Genomic DNA, 21,795 nt, shown 5'->3' with positions numbered 1-21,795 from the left:
CTAAGTAAAATAGCTGGGGAGAATTGTGCCATATTTCCCTAGAGTAGGCTTTTTTTATTGCATCTTCTATTTTTGTCAGTAAAGCATTTTCTTTTATATATTCTTTTTTCTTACCTGCTTCCAGTAAGGTGAGGATTAAGTGTAAGTCTAAGTGATGACGCTAAGGTAGTCCTTAAGGGCAGACATTAATGCATATTTACTTGACCTGAACCTTGAATTTTTTTTCTACTACTTCTACTTTTTGATGATAGTAAGCTGATGTCCATGCATATTAAGCAAAAAACATTAGTATAGATCATGTTTATTGTATATTTCTTCTTGTTATCTTAAAACTGCATCATTATAAGAAGCTCTAACGTATTTGCTTAGGTTTAGCAGTTAATGTTGCGGTGGAATTCTTGGGATACCTCCCAGTTCGCAAGAAGAGCCGCACAAAAGCTCTGAGCAGAAGCGTGTTTACCAAGTGAACTAGTAAAACAAACAGGTGAAAAATGAGCGAGAATCCTGCAGACAATACCTTGATTGATCTGGCAGCTGACATTGTTTCTGCTTACGTGAGCAATAACATTGTAGCCTCTGCGGATTTACCTGTGCTGATTACAGATGTTTATGCAGCCTTGCAAAAAACAAGCGGCGCATTGAAAGAACCTGAAGCAGAGCCATTGAAGCCTGCTGTCTCTGTTAAGAGATCCGTGACAAACGATTATATTATTTGTTTGGAAGACGGTAAGAAGTTTAAATCTTTGAAGCGTCACCTGCGTACACATTACGATATGACGCCAGAAGAATACCGCGAAAAGTGGGGCCTTGCGCCAGACTACCCAATGGTTGCACCTCACTACGCAGCAGCCCGTTCTGAGCTGGCCAAGAAAATGGGTCTGGGTCAGCAACGCAAACGCGCTGCCGCAAAGTAATTCAAGTTTCCTCTTGGGAATTTGGTTGCCGCGAACGTTAACCGTTCGCGGCTTTTTTTATGCCCTTTTTTAAAGGGGAAGACTGGCGGGCAAGCCAGTATAGATTTTTCATTGTTTAAGCTTGTTTCAAGGGGACGTCTGGGGGAAGTGCTTATGTCCCTGCGTGTCTTCGTGAGGGTTTCTATCCCCTTTTGTTTTTTGCACTTTTGCGCCTGCTTTTGCTTGTTATCCGTTTTAAATGCACAGGAGAGCAGGTTACCTACTCTAGCTTTTAGGCGTGAAAAGCCCAAGGAGCCCGCAGGGAGGGCTCAGTAAGTTATCCCCCCTCATCAATCTCCCGCCAAATATCAGTGGGTCAGCGCATGAGCACTGATCTCCTTTAATGGATAGGTGGGAAGACAATGGTGAATACAAAAGTAACTAAGAGTGTTCCAGTAAAGGTGGGCAGCGGGGAAGGGCTGCCGAGTGTGAACGTGGATAGTCCGCGGGTTCAGGAGGCTTTGGTGATGATGGTGGCGGGGCGGGTGTCTCTTGCCTACGGGGTGATGCCAACTACCCTTTTTGCACCAAATCGCTGTGCGGCGAATGTGGCCAGAGCCCGTCAGGCGACAATGTATCTTCTGAATGTGGCGGCAGGTTTTAGCCAGAATAGTGCGGCATCCTCTGTGAAGCGGGAGCGGACCACGGCCCGCCATGCCCTGCGGGTTATTGAAGAATTGCGGGATGATCCGGCGTTTGACGGGGCTTTGACAACTATTGAGGAGGAAATCAAGTGCGCCATTGAAATGGCTGGTGTCTTGGCCTTGCCACTGTTGAAAGGGGGGAAGCATGGCCGTTAATCCCACCCGCAGGAGTACCACAGTTACCAATGAGGAGCTCATGAAGTTGTTGCGCATTCTTTTAAAACGAGCCAGAGACGGTGGCTCTGCCTCCGGCTCGGTGGAGGCGTGGCTTGTGCGTGAAGCAATCATGCTAGGGCTGGTGCGGGAGAAAACTCAGGGCATTTGCCATGTGACGGAGAAGGGGCGCGCATGGCTGCGCCGTAAACTCAGTGAAGGGGGAAAGGGGGGCGATATGCCCAAAGGCGCGCAAGCAACGGCTGGTTTTAACGAGAAGGAGAGCCCCTTGGTGTGGCTCTCGCGCCGCAAAAACAAAGATGGTTCACCGCTTGTGACACTGCGCCAGCTGGATGCAGGGGAGTGCTTGCGTAAGGACTATACCTTTGCCGGCTTATTGGGCGCGGTGCGTTCCAACTGGCGGGTGGAGCGTGTGGATGCTGGCACTGGAGGCGAGCAGGAGCAAAGCCGCAACGCGCTGGATGCGCGGCGGCGGGTCTTTCAGGCGCTGGACAGTGTGGGGCCGGAGCTTGCCGGGGTCTTGGTGGATGTATGCTGCTACTTGAAAGGATTGGGGCAGGTGGAGCGGGAACGCCTGTGGCCCGAACGCAGTGCAAAGGTGGTGCTGTGCTTGGGGCTTGAGCGGCTTGCAAACCACTATAATCCGCCAAGCGGGGAAGTTGCCGAGCGCCATAGCCGCTACAGTAAAGCGCCTGCCTGTTCGCCAATGGATGAGTGAATGGTGTTATACCTGCGCCCATAAACACTGGCCGCTTGTTTAGTGTTCAAGCGGCACAATTTCTGCATTCGCACTGCGCGCAAGTTTTTGAAAAGACAATGTTTTAAATTGCATTTTCTTGCATCCGCGAAGCAAAATCAGAACGATCAAGCGTACACACTGTGTATTGCCGTGTGTACGGATTTTGTAACACTGGCTCCACTAGTATGCAGCCCGCTAAAAAACTGGAGCAGGTTACCGATCACTTTTCCAAGCTCAAGCTCCAATATGCTTCAAAAAACGTTGTAATCCGCAATATGCCAAGAGATAATCAAGCATATGGACGGATATATTTCGCCACAAAAGAAGACGTGGTGTAAAGTAAACCTGAAAATGTGTCCTGACCTGTACCCACTCTCAAGGTTGTGCGAAGACGTGTGGAGGGAAGCCCATGAGGTTTCGATCAATCCTCTTTACACCTGCAAGTAGAATTGACCGGCTGGCCACGGCCCGCGACAGCGGTGCTGATTGGGTTTCGCTGGATTTGGAAGATGGTGTTGCGCAGAAAAACAAAAGCGCAGCCCGTGCGGCCGTGCAAGAGCTTTTGACAGTATCCAGCGCTTCAAGCTTGCAGCAACTGGCCTTGCGGATCAATACACTCAGCTCCCCTGAGGGGATAGCAGACATGACCATGCTGCTTGGCGTATCAAACTGGCCAAGCATGCTGATTTTACCCAAGGTTGAAAGCGCAAAAGAGATAGCTCAACTGCGTGCTCTTGCCACATCGCACAGTCAAGACCCCTTGGTACTTGCGTCTTTGGAAACCGCCCATGGGGTGGAGCAAGCTGCACGGATTTTAAAAGGTTCGGGCCCACGCCTGCTCACGGCCTATGGCTCAGCTGATCATATGGCTGAAACCGGTGGGACAATGGGTAAGCAGGCGTTGAGCTGGGCGAGAGGGCGCATCGTCAATGCTGCCAGTTGTGCGAGGATTCCCGTGCTGGATGGCGTTTGCCTTGCCCTTAAAGACCAAAAGGCCGTTCGAAAGGAAGCGACCCTTGCCCGACAGATTGGGTTTGATGGAAAAATTGCCATTCACCCCGCCCAGATAAAACCAATCCACCATGCGTTCGCGCCGACCGCGCAGGAAGTGGGCTGGGCCAAGCAAGTGATCCACGCAGCCCATATAAACGGCGGGACAGGTGCTTTTGTGGTCGGCACTCAAATGGTCGATGCGCCGGTTCTGGCACAAGCCCGCCGCATTCTTGCCAATAGCCAACTGAAAGGAGAGGGCAATGACCCGCCACCTGCCGGGAATGACTAAAGTTGGAGAGCAGCGTTTTCGTGAAGACCCCGGCCTTTACTACGAAGACTTTGAGGCTGGTGATATCTACGAGCATTGGCCCGGTAGAACCATAACCGAGGCAGACAATGTATGGTTCACTCTTTTGACAATGAACACACATCCTTTGCATTTTGACCATAATTATGCGGCGGCCTCGGAATTCGGGAAACCTCTGGTAAATTCAACATTCACGCTTTCTCTCGTTGCGGGCATGTGTGTCAGCTCATCCAGCCAGAAAGCGATCGCCAATCTGGGGTTTGAAGAGGTTAAAATCCCAGCTCCCGTATTTGTGGGGGATACCCTGTATGCTGAAACCAAAGTGCTTGGAAAGCGCGAGAGCCGATCCCGGCCAACCGCTGGTGTCGTGCGTGTGTGTCATTCAGGCAAAAAACAGTCTGGAGAGTATGTCATGCACATTACCCGCAGTTTCTTTGCAACGAAACGCGGCCACGCCGTAACCGATAAAATGCGGAAAGAGGGCAATTGATATGACAGCTCCCCTTGCTGGACTACGGATACTGGCTATTGAGCAATATGCAGCTGGCCCCTTTGGAACACAGTTGCTTTCCGACCTTGGTGCGGAGGTTATCAAGATTGAAAACCGTCGTAGTGGTGGTGATTATGCCCGCACCCTTGGTCCCTATTTCGCTGGAGATGCGACGCAAAGCGATTCCAGTCTCTTTTTTCAAGCTGTAAACCGCAATAAGAAAAGCCTCTGTCTTGATTTTACAAATCCAGAGGGGCGCAAAGTCTTACACAAGCTGGTGAAAGGGGTTGACGGGGTCGCGAATAATCTGCGCGGTGATGTTCCTCATAAACTGGGCATAACCTATACGGCACTGTCAGACGTGAACCCGGCCATTGTTTGTGCCCACTGCTCCGGCTATGGGCGTACTGGGCCCAAGGCAAGCTGGCCGGGCTACGACTATCTTATGCAGGCACGTACCGGCTTTTTTCATATGTGCGGCGAGCCGGATACGCCCCCAACTCGGGTCGGGCTTTCTATGGTTGACTACATGACCGGCACTTACATGGCTCTTGGCCTTCTTGCAGGAGTAATGGGAGCCAGAAGTACAGGAAAGGGCCGCGATATAGACGTGACGCTATTTGATACCGCTCTCTCCAACTTTTCATATCTGGGAGTATGGGCTCTCAATAGCCCCATTACTCCAAGCCGTCTTCCTCGCTCTGCCCATCCTTCCCTTGTTCCTTGTCAGCTCTTTCAAACAGGGGACAACTGGATTTACATTATGTGCAATAAGGAAAAGTTCTGGCCCTTGCTGTGCAATCTCATTGAGCGCCCTGACTTGCTGGAGGATCCCCGCTTTTCAGACTTTCCAAAACGCTTCACCAATAGCGACGCCCTCGTGAATACATTGGAGGCCACACTAAAAACACGAAGTACGCAAGATTGGCTGGAGCTGTTCGGGAGTACGATTCCATGTGCACCCATAAAAACCCCGCGCGAGGCAATGGATGACCCAGATCTTGAGGAAACCGGACGCGTGGAAACCCTTCAAGTTGCCGATGGTACTCCCTTTAAGGTTCTAAGTACCCCTATCAAGACAACCGGCCTTCCGGAAAGTCACTCCGGCCCTCCTTTGGGCGCTGACACCCAAAGGATTTTGCGGGAAGCTGGCTTTTCTGAAGCAGAGATCACTTACCTTATAGAAAGCGGAATAACTTAAAAAGCGCAGGTTAGCTTGCCATCACCCGGCGGGCATCGTTTTTGATGCGCTCCACCATGGACCGCAGTCCATTGGAGCGTTGAGGGGTGAGGTTTTCTTGCAGTCCGATTTTCCTGAACACGGCTTCAATGTCCGTATCTGGTATGTCTTTAGCAGGCATACCGGAGAACTGGGAGAGAACGATTGCCACAAGCCCGCGCACAATATGGGCATCACTATCGCCTTTATAATGCAAGATCACTGCGCCATCCGCGCGCTTTTCCTCGCGACGGGACAGCCAAACTTGCGAAACGCAGCCCTGAACCTTGTTGGCATCAATCCGCTCGTCATCGCTGAGCGGTTCCAGTTCCTTACCAAGCTCGATCACATAGCGATAACGGTCTTCCCAATCGTCAAGAAACTCGAAACCCTCGATGATCTCCTGGATAGAGCTTGTCATTTAAATATATCTCCAAAGTAATTCCGGTGCATTTGTATAGCTGATCAAGGTGTGCAGGCAATATGGCAGCCCGCAAAATCTGTTGGTGCACTTGAAAATGGGCGTTAAAGGCCTACAAAATACTAAGTGGGGAGCACCTTTAAGGTGCTCTTCTCTTTAACGGTGGTTTACTCAAGATCTACCTGCTCGAAACGATCACTTAGATGGATGTCTGTCGTTTCAAATGGATCTGGCCCCAAATTCTCAAATTTGTGCGGAATATTTGCTGGACCAAATACCACATCGCCTTTTTCAGCAGTGAACTTTTCCTCTCCAACAGTGAAAAGGGCTCTGCCTGATCTGATAATAAAAAGTTCGTCATAGGTGTGGACGTGCAGTGGAGGTCCGTCGCCGATCTTATCGGTTGAGAAAAAGAGTATGGTGGTATTTGTTCCCAACTCTTGGCCCTCTACGCGGCCGAACCAAAACGCGTCCCGAGTTGCCCAGTCATCTCGCTTCAAATGCTTTGGTGTGCCAAGTGGGCTTTCATCGAGTTCCTGTGTGTTTTCCATGGGGTAATTCTGTTTATCCTAGAGTGTACCTTTGAAAACTGGATACCGGTATTGGGATAAAGATACGAGTAAATAATGGGTTAGAGTAGTGAGTTGTTTTAATGGTGGCGGGTTGTCTGCCCTTTGTTGAGGGCGTTACAGCCTTGGGTCTGGCCTCGGGAAGGGGATGCCGCTTATGTGTGGGGAAGGCAGGCTTGAGGTGCCGATGGGGGCGATGTCTATATCATCTTGCCCGCCGGACAAAAGTGATGAGCCGACTGCGGCAACTGCCTCCAGTCCCCATGGTATTTCCTTATCCGTACTGGTGAGGGTGCCTGTCATGCTTGGTTCGGGCTCGCTCGCGGCAAGCGTTGCTCTTGAGGCCTTGTTGACGTTGACAGGTGTAACATGCTGCTGTGGTGCCTCAACATCAGGCGTTGCCTCATCTTCAACCAGATAGTCATAGGTCAACCGCGCAGCCTGTTTGGCTTTCAGGCCGATGAGGGTAGCCACGGAGCTTCCGGTCTCGCAAGTGTCGGGGTTGCGATCGCAAAATCCACTCATGTCGGATATGGCAGAACGGGCCGCAACAAAGGCTTGCACAACATTAATAGAAGGTGCCTCATCATCGCTGCCGATGCCAATTGGCACTATGAGCAAAATAAGGGAGAGCCAAAAGGCCACCTTTAAGAGGAAATACATCGTCTGCCCCGTTTAGTCTTCTTTGGTTGCTTTTCCACCCAGGTTGCAACGCTTACTTGGTCTTACATAGCTTGTTTTATATAAATGTCACCAGTGTAAGTGAAACACTAATTGATTTAAATATCTCTAAGAACTACGCAAATTTTGTTAAATTAAGGCAACTTCCTCATAATTATTATTGTTGTATTTACCATAGTGGCTGGGGGGGGTAAGCGTTTTGAGTAGGAATGTGCGGTGCATTCATATACGGCTGTGGCTGGACGCACTTCTATCTGTTCACTGGGAAGTTTTCTGGCGGGGCACTGCGACTTTTACAGGGCGCGAGTTTACATATCTGTCCACTTTGATGATCAGATTGGGAGCATAGCGCACGCTATTGAGGGCATACCTCAAGTGGCGTGGTTCTGCTCCCAATCTGATGTTTAAAGGGGTTAGTAGTGCTATTCTTATGCGTCCATCAGGACTTATTGGAGCCTTTGCGCCTGCGCAGCGCAATGAAAAGGCCACCAGCCAAAACAGCCAGACCGCCAATTCCCGCGGCAATTGGTAATACTGGTGCATCTCCAGTACCTCCGCCACAAGCTCCCGGGTTATCTGCCACATAGCCAGGTTCCTGACAGTAATCGTAGGCATTAGCCGACTGCGGTAAGCCAGCGAATCCTATAATCAACGCGAGTGAAAATATAGAAGCAAGGAGAATATTTTTCATTTTTATCGACTCCTTTACAGTAATAATTGGATGATCCGTAATAATATATTATTTCTATGTGTTTTATGGTTTGTTATTCTATAAATTTATTTTGTTATATTGGAATTGTTAATATATTTGTTTTCAATTTAAATAATTTGTTTTTTTTGTGTGTGTGCTTATTTCTGTTTATGTATTTATTTTTTGTGGATGCTTGCCATGTGATGCATCTTTCTTCGAAAGAGCGCAAGGGAACTCTGGTTTATACATCCATAAACCAGAGTGAACTTTCATAAACCAGAGTGAACTTTCTTGGCATTTCGACTACCCAGTTCCACAAATGGTTCCCACAAGCTTCAATCCAGCCCTCTATGTTAGGGAAGGGCGGTTATGAACTTTTTTGAAAGCAGGTTGAACTAGGCTTTTCTTATATTCGGGGAATCAGGGTGAGATTCAGGTTATCGGCGATTATAATGGTGGGGCCTGTGTTGGAAAAGATCTCCCGTGTTGTGCCGGTGGGGCACCCTATAAAAGATTGGGATTGGTTGGTCTTTAGCTGCTGAAGTGGTTGACGGGAAAGTAAATTCAAAGGATTCTCGGGGCCAGTTTTAAACATGTCGCGTGAATGGAGTAGCGAGTATATGGCGCGTCGCAAATCTGCACGTCCGGATTTGGAAAAAGAAGACATTTACGAGGACGAGAGTGCGTTTGTCGAGTATGAACCGGACAGGACACATCGGCCAATGTCAAAATCGTTCCGTTCTACGGTCTCCATCATGATGGTGCTTACCGGTGGATTGATTGTTGCAAATGCCGCGTTTTTCCAAAACGGTAAACATCCCGCGCCCTTGTTTGAAACGCGCGAACGGTTTTACCGTGAAGACATTCCTGAACTGGTGGCCGCAACCACAGACCCCCAGCGCCTGACGCTGGTGAAGGATGTACAGCGGGAGCTGCGGCGTCTGGCCATGTATACAGGCTCTATTGACGGGATGGAGGGTCCTGCCACCCAGCAGGCGGTACGTGCCTATCAGCGCAGCCGCAAGTTAAACGAAAGCGGCAGAATTAACGAGGCTTTGCTGGCGCGCCTGACCATGGACAGCAACGTGAATTTCGAGGCGATGGAGCAAACACCAATTCCGCGGCTGGCCCCCAATAAGCAAAGCAGCCGCGCCGCATCCGGCACTATCGAGCAGGTGCTGGAAGCCGCTCGGGAGCAGAACTCAGCTCGTGCCGTTCCCCCCACTACCGTACGGGTAAAGAACATACAAAAAGCGCTAGCGGACTTGGGGTATGGACCGTTAGAGATTGATGGGATAAATGGCGGCGAAACAGCGGCTGCCGTGCGTAAGTTCCAGCGTGATCATGGGTTGATCATAACCGGACAGGTTGAAGATCGGTTTATTCGTAAACTCAAAACGCTGAGCGGCGTTGAGGCCCTTTGAACAGTTGAAAATCCTTGCGCCTTTGCCCTGCAGCCGGTGCACTCATCTGGCCTGAATACAGGTGCTCACTTTTCGCAGATGCGCTTTAAAACAAGAACAGGAATAGCATGCGTTTAACCTCCGAATTCTGGGTTTCGGCCTACACACGCAAAATTTTTGGTGCCGGACTATTTGCCGGAGTGCGCCGCAAGGGGGCGCTGGAAGCCGGTGCTATATTTATCTGCATTGACCGGCTGGACGGAACTTTTGATTTTTATGGCCCAGCCCCGCAGTCTTTCTTTGAGGAGCGCAAGCCGGAAGATCGGGAGTTCGAATGCCTGTTCCATGCATGTACGCGCGAGCAAGTTGATGAGCGCTTGGAACGGGAAGCGCGCATGGACCCTGATTTTTGGGTGGTGGAAGTGGAAGATAAGCAGGCCCGTCATTTCCTGAGCCTTGTTGGGGAGGGGGAATAGGCACACACTCAAATACTGCTGTGCATGTGCTGTGTTGAGAACTCCTGAAGCTAAGGAGTTTCCTTGGCTTTAAGCCGGTTTATTTGAGTGAAAGGCAACTTATATTCCTGTGATTTACAGCGGATTAACCCTCTTGCCCCTTTAATATGACAGTTCAGATTTTCGGAGTTAAGGTTATTCCGCATTCGGAGTTGACGTTATGGGTTCTGTCCTAGACTTTTCTATTGCTCAAACACAGGCAACCAGAAAGCGACGTGGAGTAGAGTATAGCTGCGACGCTCCTTCTGCTCAGATCCATATTTTCCCAGGAATTCGCCGGGAACACTGGCGTGAGGGCGTGAGCAAGCGCATCCACTCCATCTTCTCAAAGCACCGGTCAGAGCTGGCCGGTAAACCGGACTCAGATCCGGACAGCTGAGCATTTTAAAGCAGTTTGCGTTTTAATAGAAACACGGAACGCGCTAGATAAGTTAATTCGGGCGGCTGATGCCGCTTTGGGTTGTTTGGGCGTCCTGTGCCATTTGAATGGGGCTATCGCACCAGCAGTTCAGTAGAAGGTCCTCGGCCTTGCTTAGGTCGAGGGAGTTCGCGGCCTTCAGCATTTCCACGATTGCCTGAGGTTTTGTGTCATCTTCGGCAATGGGTTTGGCAAGGTCCGGATTCAGGTAGACATAGCGATCACCCAGCATCATTTGGGAGAGGCTGGGGACCATGTCCGTTGATGTTCCGTTCAGGCACATGTTCATGAGCGGGGATTGCTGGGGCCAGTTCACGAACAGGGGCTGCATGTTGGCGGCCGGGACTTCCTGATGCTCCATAAACTGTTTGGTTCCCCAGTTCTTGGTGGCGTCCGCATCGTTGATAAACTGGGGCATTAAACCGGTGCCGAAGTCGATAACCGTGATGTCCTCAAGACTGATGCCGCTGGCGATGGCTGTTGAGATGGCCGCAAAAGTAGGGTCGTGATGGAGGAAGGCTCCGTCCACCATACCGAAGAACTTGCTTTCGGGAATATCCATGGAGCCCATCATGCCGGGCATAGCGCCGGAGCACATGGACGCGTAGAGCATGGAGACATCGGGTGTGCCGCACCAGCGGTGGTTGTCACCTCCGGTTTTCATATTGTGGAACAGAACCGGCCCCCATGTGGGCATGTCGCCGCTGCTTTGCGGAGTGTCTTTGCTCACCGTAAAACTGGTCATGAGCGCGTGTTTGCCCGCAGGAAGATCCCCAAACTTCTTGCCAATGTCTAACTGGGGGAAGTGTTCGGTGATGAAGTTGATAATGTCTGCGGTTCCGTATTCGGGCTTGGAAGGATCTGTATTCTTTTTGGACATCATCACTGGCATGACGAATTCGTAGAAGTCCCTGACTTCCTCAGGATCCAGCCCGCTTGCCAGAAAGTTGGAGATGATGGAGCCGGTGGAGGTGCCCGCAAGCAGGCAACCCGCTTGGCTGAGGCTTTCTTCGCTCTTGAGCGTCTCCATGTAATATTTATTTAGACGCACCAAAAGCTGAGCCGAAATAAGACCACGGATTCCACCGCCACAAAATGACAGAATCTTGAATTTCTTCGGCATTTTTATTCTCCCAGAACAGTGTTGAATTTGCGCTGCGGGAGGGACTATAGGCGCATCCAGTTATTGGCAGATTGATCGATAGGGTCCATTTGGACTTAAAAGCGGATCTAAATTTTCTAGTGGATGTTTGGAGCTAGCATGTGTGAGAGGGGGGGGGCAGGCGCGGCAAACCTCTTGAACCCTATAGGACTTCCTTTCCCAACCAGCCTAAGAACTCCTCAATGCTCCTCTCGTCTTTCTTGCAGTACGACCATTTGAGGTGTTTGCGGACGTTTATAAAGTTTGCCTGCTTCAAGATATCCAAATGCCTGCTTGCTGTTGGCTGAGCCACGCCCAGTGCGTCTGCAATGAAGGTCATGCACACTCCAAATTCCACGGGATCGGCCGACCATTGGTGAGAAAAGTGTTTTTGCGGCTCTGACAGCAACCGTAGCACTGTTAGTCTTGGCTCGCTGGCGATGGCTTTGATTTGTATTGATCTATCCATATTTTTTATTATATAGTCATTTAGCTAAATGTAAATATGAGTCACCAAAATGCTTGAACTTCCAAATACAACTGTGATTGAAGGGAATGCCGTCCGCTGGGGGAGTTGTGGGGAAGGTCCGCCACTTGTGGTGCTTCATGGTACGCCCTTCTCCTCTCAAGTTTGGCGCCGGATCATTCCGCAGTTTACAGACTGCAGGAAGGTCTATTATTTTGACTTGGTGGGCTACGGACAATCGGAGATGCGCGCGGAGCAGGATGTGTCTCTAGCTGTCCAAAACAGAGTGCTCGCGGCTCTTTTTCAAGAATGGGGCTTGGTCAGACCTGATATTCTTGCTCATGATTTTGGAGGTGCAACAGCGCTTCGTGCCTACTATTTGAACGGCCTGCGCTATGGTTCTCTGACAATTTTTGATGTGGTAGCACTCGCGCCGTGGGGCTCTCCGTTTGTGCAGCATGTTCGGCAACATGAAGCTGCGTTTTCCGGAATGCCAGATTATATGCACCGGGCTTTGTTGCAGGCCTATCTGCAAACGGCCGCTTACACCAAACTTACTCCAGAAGCGCTTGAAATCTACTGTGCTCCGTGGACAGGACCTGTTGGTCAGTCTGCTTTTTATCGTCAGATTGCGCAAATGGATCAAAAATATACGGATGAAGTGCAAGGCCTGTATGCGCAGATGGATTGCCCTGTCACTGTCCTTTGGGGGCAAGAGGATGTGTGGATACCCTTTGACAAAGGAGTGAGCTTGGCTGGAATGATTAGCGCCCGTGATTGCATTCCTATCGCACATGCTGGGCATTTGGTGCAAGAAGATCGGCCTGAGGTGATAGTCGCAGCTGTAATGAAAACAATATGTTAGGCTTCCGCTTCGAGCGAGCGGCTCCCTTGAGCATATGGAGAGGCTGGTCGGGTTTACCTTTACATTAGTAAATTCTTATATTAGGTACATCTAATATTTATTGAGGAGTACCTGATAGGATGATTGTTGAAACGGAATTTACACCGCTGAGCGCTTTGGTGGGAGGGGGGATGATTGGCCTTTCATCCGCGCTTTTGTTTGTGCTGAATGGGAAAATTTTTGGTGTGAGCGGCATTGTGAACCGCGTGCTGCCTGCAAGCGGTGCTTCCGCTGATCGGTTTATGAACTTGGCCATTATTGTGGGGCTTGTTGCTGCACCCCTAGTGTTCATGGGGGCTGGGTGGGCGGAGCCGCTTAACCAGCAATTCACAGCGGGACTGCCTTTGTTGGCTTTAGCTGGCTTGCTGGTCGGGTTTGGCACGGTTCTGGGAAGTGGGTGCACCAGCGGGCATGGTATTTGCGGTTTGTCTCGCCTTTCCTTGCGTTCTGCTGTGGCGGTTGGCACGTTCATGCTGACCGGATTTGCCAGTGTCTGGGTTCTGCGTCATGTGGTGGGAGTGTAAGCTATGACAAGAATGATCATCGGGTTCCTTTCCGGCCTGTTGTTTGGCGCCGGGCTTTTGGTGTCTGGCATGGCAAACCCTTCCAAAGTGCAGAACTTTCTTGATTTAACTGGCGCTTGGGATCCCAGTCTTGCCTTTGTAATGGCAGGCGGCATCGGGGTGGCTCTGCCTTTTTTCTGGTTGGCAAGAAAAATGGACAAGCCGGTGGCGTCTGAAGGCTTCAAGCTGCCTTCAAAAATAGACGCTGACTGGCGGCTAGTTGCTGGCTCGGCAATTTTCGGCATTGGCTGGGGGGTTGGCGGTTTGTGTCCGGGGCCGGCAATAACATCTCTAGGCCTATTTACTGTGGAGGCGGCAGTGTTTGTAGTTTGCATGCTGGCAGGCATGCGTCTTGCAAGGTCTGTTTAGGGTTTTACTAAAAAGTTGCAGGGCCTGCCAAATATGAAGTGGCATTAGTCTAGGGCTTCAAGCGGGTAAGGTGGGAAGCGATGGAAAGGATGCAGCATTATGGCACCGCATGTCATAAAAGTTCCCATTTTACCCATGAGTATAATTAATGCCTTTGTGATTGTCAGCAGTGAAAGTATTGTTCTGGTGGATACGGGGTTGCCCAACTCCCATAAGAAAATTGGTCTCTTTCTCAAGAGACAAGGCCTTTCCTATAAAGATGTCGACCTGATAATCGTCACCCATGCCCACGGGGACCATGCAGGCAATGCAAAGAAGTTGCAGGAGCTGTGTCAGGCGCCGGTGCTGGCGCACGCAGTTGATCTTCCCTACTACTTGCGCGAGAAGCCCATGGTCTATTGCCCGACAGGGCTCTTTGGAAAATTACTTCTTAAAACCGGCAGACCGCAGACACCCTACGCCAGCTTTACTCCCGATATTTTGCTACAAAATGATGATAGGTTTGCGTTGACGGAGTTTGGCTTGGATGGAACTGTGTTCCACACACCCGGTCATACGCAAGGCTCTCTCTCCGTGATTTTGAGCAACCGGAAGGTGCTTGCGGGTGATCTGGTTTCCTCTGGCATTCTGCTGGGTGGGATCGTGCGCAAGGATAAAGCCATGCAGCCGCCGTTTGAGGAAGATACGGAACGGGTGGCTAAAGAACTGCTATGTTTGCTGGACTGCGGTATGGAGACGTTTTATCTGGGCCATGGAGGGCCTTTGTCATCCCAAGAGGTCAAACGCCACGCCGAAACGCTGCTGCGCAAAACGGTGTGAAACGGACACTTCACAACTTTTCCTATCCAAATCAAGAAGTTGTTTGTCCCCTGACAAATGTGTGAGGGATGGCCATGATTGTGTCATAAGCCAGTCCCGATCCTGTCATGTTTGAGCGCTAGAGGCGGTGAAAGCCGATCTTTTCTGGCGGGCGGGCGCAAAAGGGGTGTGTCCACTGGAAGAGGCGTCAAGGAAACTCGGGATATTTGCTCTATGAAACCTAGTGGGAACCGGGGTGAACTCACCTCGACAAAGACTTCTCTTACGCGCAGGGGCTTTTTGGCCGCTTCAACAGCTGCCCTTCTGGCGGGGTGCCAGACCATTCCTCAGTGGAGTGGCGGCGCATCGAAGCCGCCTGTGACAAACTGGCGGGAAGACCCATACTACCTGAGTATCTACGGCCCGCGGCCCGACGAGAAATTTCCGCTTCCTGCCATAGACTTGACTCAGATAAGCGACCGGAAATACCTGCGGCAGATCGTGCCCTATCAAGGGCCTGAACATGCGGGAACCTTGGTGGTGGATCCTGCAAACCACTTTTTATATCTGGTGCGCGGTGATGGGACGGCATTGCGTTACGGAGTGGGTGTTGGCAAGGCCGGTCTGGAGTGGAACGGAGAGGCTGTCGTGCAATACAAACGCCAGTGGCCGCGCTGGACGCCAACCAAAGACATGATCGGCAGGGACCCCTCTCTTGTGAAATACCAAGGTGGTATGGACCCGGGGCTTGGCAACCCGCTGGGCGCACGGGCACTTTACCTTTTCGCAAATGGCCGTGACACGCTCTACCGCATTCACGGAACCAACGAGGATTGGTCTATCGGCAAGTCCATTTCCAGCGGCTGCATTCGCATGCTTAATCAAGACGTGATCGACCTTTATGACCGGGTGCCCAATAGCTCCAACGTGGTGGTTCGCCCCGCTGGTAATCCGGTGCCGGTTGTTGCGCAGTAAAAAACAAGAGGAGAGGGGGAGCTGAACGGGTCTGCCGTGAACACCCGCTCACTTTCGGCATGGCTTGAAGGCCTGCCGGCCCTGCAGATCTAGAGTACATCGCGTTCATTCGCATTCACGCTCTGTACTCTAACTTATTTATTTTGAGCGAATTCTTGTCGTTTGATTGAACTCAATCAAACGGAACGCGCTCTAGTGCAGGGCCTTGCCTAATCGTAGTGGCGTAGCTGGCGGTGTGTGAGTGCCCACCAGATAAGGGTGAACGAGATGCCCAGAACCGCGATGAGCGTTGAATTATAGGCATCAGGTAGGGTGCGCATGAGCAGGACAGTGAGGCCAGAGCCAAAGCCAATACTGATTTCCTTTACAAACAGTACTTTTTGGCGGGTAGAATAGTAGTCAAGATGACCAAGGGTGCACTCTCCAAGGGAGACCAAAATCATCCAGACTGCCGCGCCGAGGAATGAGTATATGGGTATGAAATCCATAAGAATATACAGGCCAAATGTCATGAAGATCAGCCCGAAAATGGCAGGCATGCGGTAGCGTCCGGCTGTCTCGATGAACTTTAGAATTGGCATTTGGGCGACCACGATAACAAAGCAGTTTAAAATGATCATAAATCCGTACCAGCTTGGGAGTGTCGCATGCGTTTCCAATAGGTTTTGGGGAAGAACGGAAAATGTACCAAAAATGATCATGCCCATTGTTATGCCAATCAGAACCCAGGCGAGAACGGTGGAGAGCTTTTGCCCGTCAAACACTTTTGTATGAATTTCCGGAATGTGGATGGGGTATGGGAGTGCTATAAGCAGACAGATAAGCACGATACCTGAGGCGCTCCAGAAGAAAAGCACTGGGGTGAGAAAGGGAAACATTATGATCACCCCGCCCACAAGGGCACCCGCGTTGACAGACATGAGGTTTCTGGCAGCGCCGTGCTTACTTTGAGCGGCTACATTTGTAATGAGGTACCCGCTGACTGCGGCTCCATAGGCGAAGAGGCAGGCCGCAACCATGGGAACAAACGGCTTGTCTGTGATAATGAACAGGGCTGCCCCCGCAGCCATTACAGCCAAAGCCCAGATCAAGGCTCTGGAGCCTAGCAGAAGAAGGGTAATGGGAAGGAAAATCAGCTCGATACTGTAGCCCAAGGCAAGTAAGGTGTTGGTGGTTGTGTCCATCCACTCATTCGCCTTACCCAGTGCCGCAAACAGGGCAACCGCTGTGATGATGCGAATTAGAACAAAATTAATGGAGAATTTCATTCGGATTTCTTTAAGAGGGTGGCTGCAGGAGGAGCTGGTCCTCTAAAGGCCATGATGGGTATGTTTCACTTTCACGTCCATTTCCTTGATGGGCCGCTGGATTGTGCTCAAGACCCTTAAAAATATCTTGTTTTCCGCAATGGAGAATAGGGGTTGTTTTTGAGAGTTGGTCGAGCATCGCACATATTGGCTTGAAGATCCCCCTATGCTTTTCGTACTCCAAGATTTTGTCTATCCGGTACTCACTCATTGCCTTGCCTTCCTATAAAAGACTTAGATCAGTGAGATGTTTCATTGAAACACTTCACCGATGTAAGCTATTGTTTTTTCGTGTACCTCAACCCGAAAGCCGGAGCCACCACCTCACGTTCCTTGCCTTGTTTCAAGCTTCTCCTGCGGCTTCTCCTACCACTACTTCTGGCTGGACAACGCGCTCCGTTTTCTGTGTGGGGCTATTTTTGACAGCCTTTGTCACTGCAGGCAGATAGGACAGGATTTGGAGCACTCCCGCCAATGCTAGAAGGGGAATGACTGCATGTGGTGCAACCACGATGAGGGAGGCAAACAATATTGTTGTCAGTGTGTAGCCTAAGAGCATGATATTTCTGAAGCGCTTGAGGCGACTTGCCACTACAGAGGGATGCACTTTTATTTTTTTTGCCTGTAGTTTGTCTATGCCTTTGGTTCCCCAAGATGCGTCATGCAAATTGAAAACCGAGTAGACTTGCAACATAATATTGAAGGGCAGGAGCACAAACAGGTAGGACCAGACGGAGCGCAGGACCACAAATAAAGTGCGCTTACCCAGCAAAAGACCAATTCCAACGAATATTAAAACCATTGGCATTGTCGTAAGCAGCATCGTGTACAATCCGAGCTTAAATGCGCTAAAAGCAATAAGAGCGAAATTCCCAAGGGTGGCCGCACTCATAAGCACCCGTACCTGCCGGGGGGTGAGGCGTTTTATGTAGGGCGTTGCTGCTGCCACCGCGGGAAGGGCAAGAAGCAGGGCGGCAAGCCCAACTGCCAGAAGTATGGGGTCGGCAATTGCAGTGGGGAAGGATTCTGCTGTTAATATATCAAATGACACTAAACCAGCGATCAGAGCCGGACCAACGACCAGTCCCAGAACGCTTGTAAACGTCATCCATAAGGTGGTTAGGGTCACACGCAGCTTTCTATCCAGCTTGGCATGGGATGCGCGCCAATACCGGGGCAGATGGGAAACTTGATAGAATTTTGACAGGATGCCCCCGTTAATCCAGCGTCGGCGCTGTTTGAGCAGTGTCATGAGGTCTTCGCAGGGCTCGACCTGTGACATGGCGCTGTATGTGGTTTCCAGCCGTAAGTCACTCCTTTCGGCACACAACAGCTCAAAGCCGATCAAGGCGTCCTCTGCTGTGAAGCGAATGATATCATAGGGGCTGGTGGCATAAAGACCTTCCAGGTACCGGTCCGCAACTGTGTGCCCATCCTCTGTGTGTTGATTGAACAGTTCCCAGCGCATGGCCGACATTTGCCCCGGTACAAGATCAATGCTGCCCATCACGTCCAGTGCGGGGAGCCTGACCATGTAGGACAGTAAGAAATAAATATGCTGATAGGCATAAAGGGGATCCAGCATGCTCCCGACAGGTTCCACCTCTACACGCGGAATAACCGCGGCGATGGTGGGATCCTGAGTAAATTGCTCACTAATTTCTTCGAGGGCTTCATGGCTGGGCACGCAGCCCACATCAACTTGAACCCAGCACAGGGGGGAAAAACCCGGAGCTAAAGAGCGCAAAATCCAGCGGTGGCTGTCCAGTTTGCCACCATTACTATGCTTCAGCGCGACAGATACCCATATATTTTTGGAGGTGTCTTTGTGCGAAATGACACTTTCGTACAAAGTCATTCCCCCATCATCGGGGTATATTTCTTCGTCTTCAGGTAGAAGGCCGCGTTCCTTCATGAAGCTACGCGTTGACGGTGCAAGTTTGGAGGCACCATCCACGACGAAAACCAAAATGATATTTTCTGGCTTGGGAGTTGCCGGAGAAGTGCCGAGATAGGAAATAGACGCTACCATCCCCTCTAATGTCTGTTCAAATAAATTAGAGGGCTCGTTATACATAGTTACACAAGCCAGAACGCTAACATCACCAATATCAGGATCTTTGTAGGGGATCTCTTCATTGGCAAGGGTTTGTGTACGTAACAAGGTCGCCTTTGTCTCTTCTTTGACTTCCACATCGAAGCTTCCGAGCCGACTGAACTGACCTTTGAGAAGGTTCCTGTTACTTGTGATACTAGAGAAATCCTGATTGGAGGTATTTCCACGAGTTTTTTGGGGCTGTGTCTTTTCAAGCATGGTGATGTTCCCTCACTTGTTAGATTCCACAGTGAGCCCCATGTGCTGAACACGGGACAGAATGTTTTGGGTGGGCGGCTAGAAATACTTCTTTTGTTTCATTACGAAGGAAGCTGAAGCCACATTGGGAAGCAGCGGGTTTCATTGAAATAACCTTGCTACTTCGAGGGTTATGTGTTGTGAAGCGTTATATCAAGCCGGAAGCATCGTGCTTATGCCGTTATGAGCTTAACTCTCCCAAAACGACATAAATTCTTGAAAGTAAACCTCAAGGTGTTTTGTGATGTTACTTCGTTATCTTCTTTCTTGCTGCACTGCACATTAGATTTGTCTCAAAATATACGCCTGAAAAGCAAGAATTAAAGTGAAAGTTATGTAATTTTACTCTTAAATGTCTTTAGTGCTTGACGCTGTTATTACTTTGTAAGTTGAAGTATATATTAGCGAATTGATTTTTGGTTCTGTTTTTATGCTGCAGTGCAAAAAGAATGTTTTTGCAAAGATGGTGGTCGAACCCACTCTAGAACGATCCCTTACGGTCCCGTCTTTACTGATCTGACCTCTGCTGTGGCCCTCCCGCCGCAGTAGGGTGGGCCGTGCTCCATAGTTACTGAAGGCACAGAAAAGGCATCAGACAAGCGTATCGCCGAGAAGTGGCATCCACTTTGCGGCGATACGCGTAACCTGCGCGGGCGGAATATATGCGCCTATCCCACGCTTTCGTTCATTTAGGTCGCCTTTAACTTATCATCCTTGAAATTGTTAATTTTCTGCGGTTTTGGACTCTCCCCTGCGGCTTTAACAATAGACGGTAGGTATGCTAGTATTTGCAGGACACCTATCAGTATCAAAGCGGGCATTGTTACCGTTGGAGCGTAAATGAACATTAAGGCCAATAGGCCTGATATGGACGCATACCCAAGAAGCGCCAGATTGCGAAAGCGCTTTAAGCGAGCGGTGACAATGGAAGGGTTGGCGCCGGAGATGTTTGACTGCAGATTGTTAATTCCTTTTGTTCCCCAAGATGCATCATGCAAATTGAAAATTGCATATACTTGCAACATCATATTGATGGGTAGAATAAGAAATAGGTAGGACCATACAGACCGTGTCACAACTCGCAGGGTACGTTTACCTAACAAAGCACCTACACAAATGAAAATTAAAACAAGGGGCAGCGCCGCAACCAGCATTGGCCAGAAGCCGAGCCTGTATGCACTCATGCCAAGAAGTAGCAGGTTGCCTAGAATGGCAGATGATAAGAGGACTTGTACGTGCTGAGGTGATAATCGTTTTATAAGTGGTGTTGCTGCTATGGCCGCAGGCAGAGCAAATAAAATTGCTGCAACGTTCACCACTGAGAGTAAGGGTAATACTTCGGATGTGGGAAATGCTTCAGCAGTTGACCTATCAAGTGCGATCATGCCAATGGCCATGGCTGGGCCAATTGCCAAGGACAAAAAGCTGATAAAAGTTGTCCAGACAGTTGCGAGGGATACACGTAATTTTCTGCTAACGCTGGCATCTGAAGAGCGCCAATAACGTTTCAGGTTTGAAGTCTGATAGAGTTTTGACAGGGTACCGCCATTGATCCATCGCCGCCGCTGCTTGAGCAACGTCATAAGTGTTTCGCATGGTTCGACCTGAGAAACTGCGCTGTACGTGGTCACCAGCCTTAAATTGCTCTTTTCAGCACATATCAGCTCAAACCCCACGACTGCGTCCTCTGCTAGAAAACGGATAATTTCATAGGGAGTGCTTGCTTGCAGGCCTTCCAAATAACGATCAGCAACAGTTACGCCAGTTTCCGTCGGTAGATTGAATGTTTCCCAACGCGTTGCCGACATTTGCCCCGGTATAATATCTATGTATCCCATGACATCCAGCGCAGGCAGTCTGATCATGTGTGATAAAAGAAAGTAGGCATGCTGATAGGCATAAAGCGGATTTAAAATACTGCCAACAGGTTCCAGCTCAATGCGTGGTGCTACTGCGGCAACAGATGGGTCCTGCTCAAAGATATTTACTACTTCAGATAGGGTTTGGTAGTTTGGTACGTTGCCTACATCAATTTGCATCCAGCAAAGTGGATTGAGACCGGGGGCTATAGATTTTAAAACCCAACGGTGGCTGTCCAGCTTGCCTCCATTGCTGTGCTTCAAGGCTATAAAGACGGGAATGTGGACTTCATTGTTGCAGGTTGAAAGAGTGCTTTCATATAGGGTTAGCGCGCCATCATCTGGATAGGGAGCTTCATTTTTAGGCAATAACCTGTGTCTGAGCATAGCGTTACGCGTTGAAGGGTGAAGTTTTTCCACGCCATCGACGATGAACATCAAAACGATGTTCTCTGGTTTTGCAGAATCTGGTGTGGTGGCAAGGTACGCTATGGATGCCACCATGCCGCTCAGTGTCTGCTCGAATAGTTCGGCAGGTTCATTATACATGGTAACACAGATAAGGGCACTGGTGGGTGCCAGTTCGGGACTTTTCTCAAAGATCTCTTCATTTTTGATAGTGTGCGTACGTATTGGAAAAGTTCTTGTATGGTTAAAAGCCTCTACATCAAAGCTCCCTAGGTGACTGTGCTGACCTTTCAGAAAGTTCTGATTAGCGGCAAGATTCGGGGCGGGAACTAGCTCTTCGACTCGTTTTTGTTCAAGCATGATACAGCCCTTGATTTGTTGGAGTTGTGTTTCGTGTACCGCTCGTGTGTTTGGACGGGGTTTGTAAGTTCTAGG

General features: G+C 50.0%; 23 protein-coding genes. 14 read left to right on the top strand and 9 right to left on the bottom strand.

Translation table 11 applies throughout. The annotated features are described in order from the left end of the window. Positions 1-491 precede the first annotated feature (491 nt). The 6 genes from P6574_RS13395 (at position 492) to P6574_RS13370 (ending at position 5,501) form a co-directional block, all read left to right on the top strand. On the top strand, positions 492-914 hold the full coding sequence (locus P6574_RS13395) for a MucR family transcriptional regulator (protein ID WP_310620771.1): 423 nt from the start codon (positions 492-494) through the stop codon (positions 912-914). Between the two features lie 401 nt (positions 915-1,315). Beyond that, positions 1,316-1,753, top strand: a complete 438-nt coding sequence (locus tag P6574_RS13390) for a hypothetical protein (RefSeq protein ID WP_310620770.1) — start codon at positions 1,316-1,318, stop codon at positions 1,751-1,753. Then, positions 1,743-2,489 carry a DUF6456 domain-containing protein gene (locus P6574_RS13385; RefSeq protein ID WP_310620769.1) on the top strand — a complete coding sequence of 249 codons (747 nt, stop codon included), beginning with the start codon at positions 1,743-1,745 and terminating at the stop codon, positions 2,487-2,489. The genes P6574_RS13390 and P6574_RS13385 overlap by 11 nt, the downstream gene beginning before the upstream one ends. Before the next feature lie 430 nt (positions 2,490-2,919). Beyond that, positions 2,920-3,792 (top strand): HpcH/HpaI aldolase/citrate lyase family protein, encoded by an 873-nt coding sequence (locus P6574_RS13380; RefSeq protein WP_310620768.1) that lies wholly within the window; start codon positions 2,920-2,922, stop codon positions 3,790-3,792. Next, positions 3,764-4,300 carry a MaoC family dehydratase gene (locus tag P6574_RS13375; RefSeq protein WP_310620767.1) on the top strand — a complete coding sequence of 179 codons (537 nt, stop codon included), beginning with the start codon at positions 3,764-3,766 and terminating at the stop codon, positions 4,298-4,300. The genes P6574_RS13380 and P6574_RS13375 overlap by 29 nt, the downstream gene beginning before the upstream one ends. Before the next feature lies 1 nt (position 4,301). Then, complete coding sequence (locus P6574_RS13370) at positions 4,302-5,501, top strand: CaiB/BaiF CoA transferase family protein (protein ID WP_310620766.1); 1,200 nt, start codon at positions 4,302-4,304, stop codon at positions 5,499-5,501. 10 nt (positions 5,502-5,511) lie between these two features. On the opposite strand, the gene P6574_RS13365 is transcribed toward P6574_RS13370, so the two are convergent. The 4 genes from P6574_RS13365 to P6574_RS13350 form a co-directional block, all read right to left on the bottom strand. Continuing rightward, complete coding sequence (locus tag P6574_RS13365) at positions 5,512-5,940, bottom strand: SufE family protein (protein WP_310620765.1); 429 nt, start codon at positions 5,938-5,940, stop codon at positions 5,512-5,514. Positions 5,941-6,107: 167 nt separating this feature from the next. Next, a complete protein-coding gene (locus P6574_RS13360; protein WP_310620764.1) occupies positions 6,108-6,491 on the bottom strand; it encodes a cupin domain-containing protein in 384 nt (127 codons plus the stop codon). Positions 6,492-6,626: 135 nt separating this feature from the next. Next, positions 6,627-7,172 carry a DUF5330 domain-containing protein gene (locus P6574_RS13355; RefSeq protein WP_310620763.1) on the bottom strand — a complete coding sequence of 182 codons (546 nt, stop codon included), beginning with the start codon at positions 7,170-7,172 and terminating at the stop codon, positions 6,627-6,629. 457 nt (positions 7,173-7,629) lie between these two features. Beyond that, positions 7,630-7,881: an LPXTG cell wall anchor domain-containing protein gene (locus P6574_RS13350; RefSeq protein WP_310620762.1), complete on the bottom strand. Its 252-nt coding sequence runs from the start codon at positions 7,879-7,881 to the stop codon at positions 7,630-7,632. Between the two features lie 620 nt (positions 7,882-8,501). Between P6574_RS13350 and P6574_RS13345 the strand changes: the two genes are divergently transcribed. The 3 genes from P6574_RS13345 to P6574_RS13335 all read left to right on the top strand — a co-directional run bounded on the left by P6574_RS13345 (position 8,502) and on the right by P6574_RS13335 (position 10,178). Next, on the top strand, positions 8,502-9,305 hold the full coding sequence (locus P6574_RS13345; protein WP_310620761.1) for a peptidoglycan-binding domain-containing protein: 804 nt from the start codon (positions 8,502-8,504) through the stop codon (positions 9,303-9,305). A gap of 107 nt (positions 9,306-9,412) precedes the next feature. Then, positions 9,413-9,760, top strand: coding sequence for a DUF1491 family protein (locus P6574_RS13340; RefSeq protein WP_310620760.1), 348 nt, complete (start codon positions 9,413-9,415; stop codon positions 9,758-9,760). A 199-nt stretch (positions 9,761-9,959) separates the two neighbouring features. After that, complete coding sequence (locus P6574_RS13335; RefSeq protein WP_310620759.1) at positions 9,960-10,178, top strand: hypothetical protein; 219 nt, start codon at positions 9,960-9,962, stop codon at positions 10,176-10,178. Positions 10,179-10,230: 52 nt separating this feature from the next. Here P6574_RS13335 and P6574_RS13330 read toward each other — a convergent pair whose 3' ends face one another. Beyond that, positions 10,231-11,340, bottom strand: a complete 1,110-nt coding sequence (locus tag P6574_RS13330) for a patatin-like phospholipase family protein (protein WP_310620758.1) — start codon at positions 11,338-11,340, stop codon at positions 10,231-10,233. Positions 11,341-11,521: 181 nt separating this feature from the next. Further along, the gene (locus P6574_RS13325; protein ID WP_310620757.1) at positions 11,522-11,827 is read right to left on the bottom strand and encodes an ArsR/SmtB family transcription factor; all 306 of its coding nucleotides are present in this window, start codon (positions 11,825-11,827) and stop codon (positions 11,522-11,524) included. 49 nt (positions 11,828-11,876) lie between these two features. Here P6574_RS13325 and P6574_RS13320 point away from each other — a divergent pair, with 49 nt between their 5' ends. The 5 genes from P6574_RS13320 to P6574_RS13300 all read left to right on the top strand — a co-directional run bounded on the left by P6574_RS13320 (position 11,877) and on the right by P6574_RS13300 (position 15,433). Further along, a complete protein-coding gene (locus P6574_RS13320; RefSeq protein ID WP_310620756.1) occupies positions 11,877-12,689 on the top strand; it encodes an alpha/beta fold hydrolase in 813 nt (270 codons plus the stop codon). Between the two features lie 119 nt (positions 12,690-12,808). After that, the gene (locus P6574_RS13315) at positions 12,809-13,252 is read left to right on the top strand and encodes a YeeE/YedE family protein (protein WP_310620755.1); all 444 of its coding nucleotides are present in this window, start codon (positions 12,809-12,811) and stop codon (positions 13,250-13,252) included. 3 nt (positions 13,253-13,255) lie between these two features. Beyond that, entirely contained in the window at positions 13,256-13,660 is a 405-nt protein-coding gene (locus P6574_RS13310; protein ID WP_310620754.1) for a DUF6691 family protein, read from the top strand. Between the two features lie 135 nt (positions 13,661-13,795). After that, entirely contained in the window at positions 13,796-14,479 is a 684-nt protein-coding gene (locus P6574_RS13305; protein ID WP_310620753.1) for an MBL fold metallo-hydrolase, read from the top strand. A 213-nt stretch (positions 14,480-14,692) separates the two neighbouring features. Further along, complete coding sequence (locus tag P6574_RS13300) at positions 14,693-15,433, top strand: L,D-transpeptidase (protein WP_310620752.1); 741 nt, start codon at positions 14,693-14,695, stop codon at positions 15,431-15,433. Positions 15,434-15,642: 209 nt separating this feature from the next. Here P6574_RS13300 and P6574_RS13295 read toward each other — a convergent pair whose 3' ends face one another. The 3 genes from P6574_RS13295 to P6574_RS13285 all read right to left on the bottom strand — a co-directional run bounded on the left by P6574_RS13295 (position 15,643) and on the right by P6574_RS13285 (position 21,720). Further along, the gene (locus P6574_RS13295; protein WP_310620751.1) at positions 15,643-16,701 is read right to left on the bottom strand and encodes an MFS transporter; all 1,059 of its coding nucleotides are present in this window, start codon (positions 16,699-16,701) and stop codon (positions 15,643-15,645) included. Between the two features lie 382 nt (positions 16,702-17,083). Next, positions 17,084-19,054 carry a glycosyltransferase family protein gene (locus tag P6574_RS13290; protein ID WP_310620750.1) on the bottom strand — a complete coding sequence of 657 codons (1,971 nt, stop codon included), beginning with the start codon at positions 19,052-19,054 and terminating at the stop codon, positions 17,084-17,086. 728 nt (positions 19,055-19,782) lie between these two features. Beyond that, the gene (locus tag P6574_RS13285; RefSeq protein ID WP_310620749.1) at positions 19,783-21,720 is read right to left on the bottom strand and encodes a glycosyltransferase family protein; all 1,938 of its coding nucleotides are present in this window, start codon (positions 21,718-21,720) and stop codon (positions 19,783-19,785) included. Between the last annotated feature and the right edge of the window lie 75 nt (positions 21,721-21,795).

The organism is Pseudovibrio sp. M1P-2-3, assembly GCF_031501865.1.
Taxonomy (GTDB): domain Bacteria; phylum Pseudomonadota; class Alphaproteobacteria; order Rhizobiales; family Stappiaceae; genus Pseudovibrio; species Pseudovibrio corallicola.
The sequence above is the reverse complement of the archived record's forward strand: the minus strand, read 5'-3'. Positions and strand labels throughout refer to the sequence as shown.

Excerpts from the sequence above, each read along its gene's own strand:
- P6574_RS13315 (WP_310620755.1), top strand. The coding sequence starts at position 12,809 with ATGATTGTTGAAACGGAATTTACACCGCTGAGCGCTTTGGTGGGAGGG.
- P6574_RS13335 (WP_310620759.1), top strand. The coding sequence starts at position 9,960 with ATGGGTTCTGTCCTAGACTTTTCTATTGCTCAAACACAGGCAACCAGA.
- P6574_RS13390 (WP_310620770.1), top strand. The coding sequence starts at position 1,316 with ATGGTGAATACAAAAGTAACTAAGAGTGTTCCAGTAAAGGTGGGCAGC.
- P6574_RS13365 (WP_310620765.1), bottom strand. The coding sequence starts at position 5,940 with ATGACAAGCTCTATCCAGGAGATCATCGAGGGTTTCGAGTTTCTTGAC.
- P6574_RS13380 (WP_310620768.1), top strand. The coding sequence starts at position 2,920 with ATGAGGTTTCGATCAATCCTCTTTACACCTGCAAGTAGAATTGACCGG.
- P6574_RS13320 (WP_310620756.1), top strand. The coding sequence starts at position 11,877 with ATGCTTGAACTTCCAAATACAACTGTGATTGAAGGGAATGCCGTCCGC.
- P6574_RS13360 (WP_310620764.1), bottom strand. The coding sequence starts at position 6,491 with ATGGAAAACACACAGGAACTCGATGAAAGCCCACTTGGCACACCAAAG.
- P6574_RS13300 (WP_310620752.1), top strand. The coding sequence starts at position 14,693 with ATGAAACCTAGTGGGAACCGGGGTGAACTCACCTCGACAAAGACTTCT.
- P6574_RS13395 (WP_310620771.1), top strand. The coding sequence starts at position 492 with ATGAGCGAGAATCCTGCAGACAATACCTTGATTGATCTGGCAGCTGAC.
- P6574_RS13385 (WP_310620769.1), top strand. The coding sequence starts at position 1,743 with ATGGCCGTTAATCCCACCCGCAGGAGTACCACAGTTACCAATGAGGAG.
- P6574_RS13305 (WP_310620753.1), top strand. The coding sequence starts at position 13,796 with ATGAGTATAATTAATGCCTTTGTGATTGTCAGCAGTGAAAGTATTGTT.
- P6574_RS13370 (WP_310620766.1), top strand. The coding sequence starts at position 4,302 with ATGACAGCTCCCCTTGCTGGACTACGGATACTGGCTATTGAGCAATAT.
- P6574_RS13330 (WP_310620758.1), bottom strand. The coding sequence starts at position 11,340 with ATGCCGAAGAAATTCAAGATTCTGTCATTTTGTGGCGGTGGAATCCGT.
- P6574_RS13285 (WP_310620749.1), bottom strand. The coding sequence starts at position 21,720 with ATGCTTGAACAAAAACGAGTCGAAGAGCTAGTTCCCGCCCCGAATCTT.
- P6574_RS13340 (WP_310620760.1), top strand. The coding sequence starts at position 9,413 with ATGCGTTTAACCTCCGAATTCTGGGTTTCGGCCTACACACGCAAAATT.
- P6574_RS13325 (WP_310620757.1), bottom strand. The coding sequence starts at position 11,827 with ATGGATAGATCAATACAAATCAAAGCCATCGCCAGCGAGCCAAGACTA.
- P6574_RS13290 (WP_310620750.1), bottom strand. The coding sequence starts at position 19,054 with ATGCTTGAAAAGACACAGCCCCAAAAAACTCGTGGAAATACCTCCAAT.
- P6574_RS13355 (WP_310620763.1), bottom strand. The coding sequence starts at position 7,172 with ATGTATTTCCTCTTAAAGGTGGCCTTTTGGCTCTCCCTTATTTTGCTC.
- P6574_RS13310 (WP_310620754.1), top strand. The coding sequence starts at position 13,256 with ATGACAAGAATGATCATCGGGTTCCTTTCCGGCCTGTTGTTTGGCGCC.
- P6574_RS13350 (WP_310620762.1), bottom strand. The coding sequence starts at position 7,881 with ATGAAAAATATTCTCCTTGCTTCTATATTTTCACTCGCGTTGATTATA.
- P6574_RS13345 (WP_310620761.1), top strand. The coding sequence starts at position 8,502 with ATGGCGCGTCGCAAATCTGCACGTCCGGATTTGGAAAAAGAAGACATT.
- P6574_RS13295 (WP_310620751.1), bottom strand. The coding sequence starts at position 16,701 with ATGAAATTCTCCATTAATTTTGTTCTAATTCGCATCATCACAGCGGTT.
- P6574_RS13375 (WP_310620767.1), top strand. The coding sequence starts at position 3,764 with ATGACCCGCCACCTGCCGGGAATGACTAAAGTTGGAGAGCAGCGTTTT.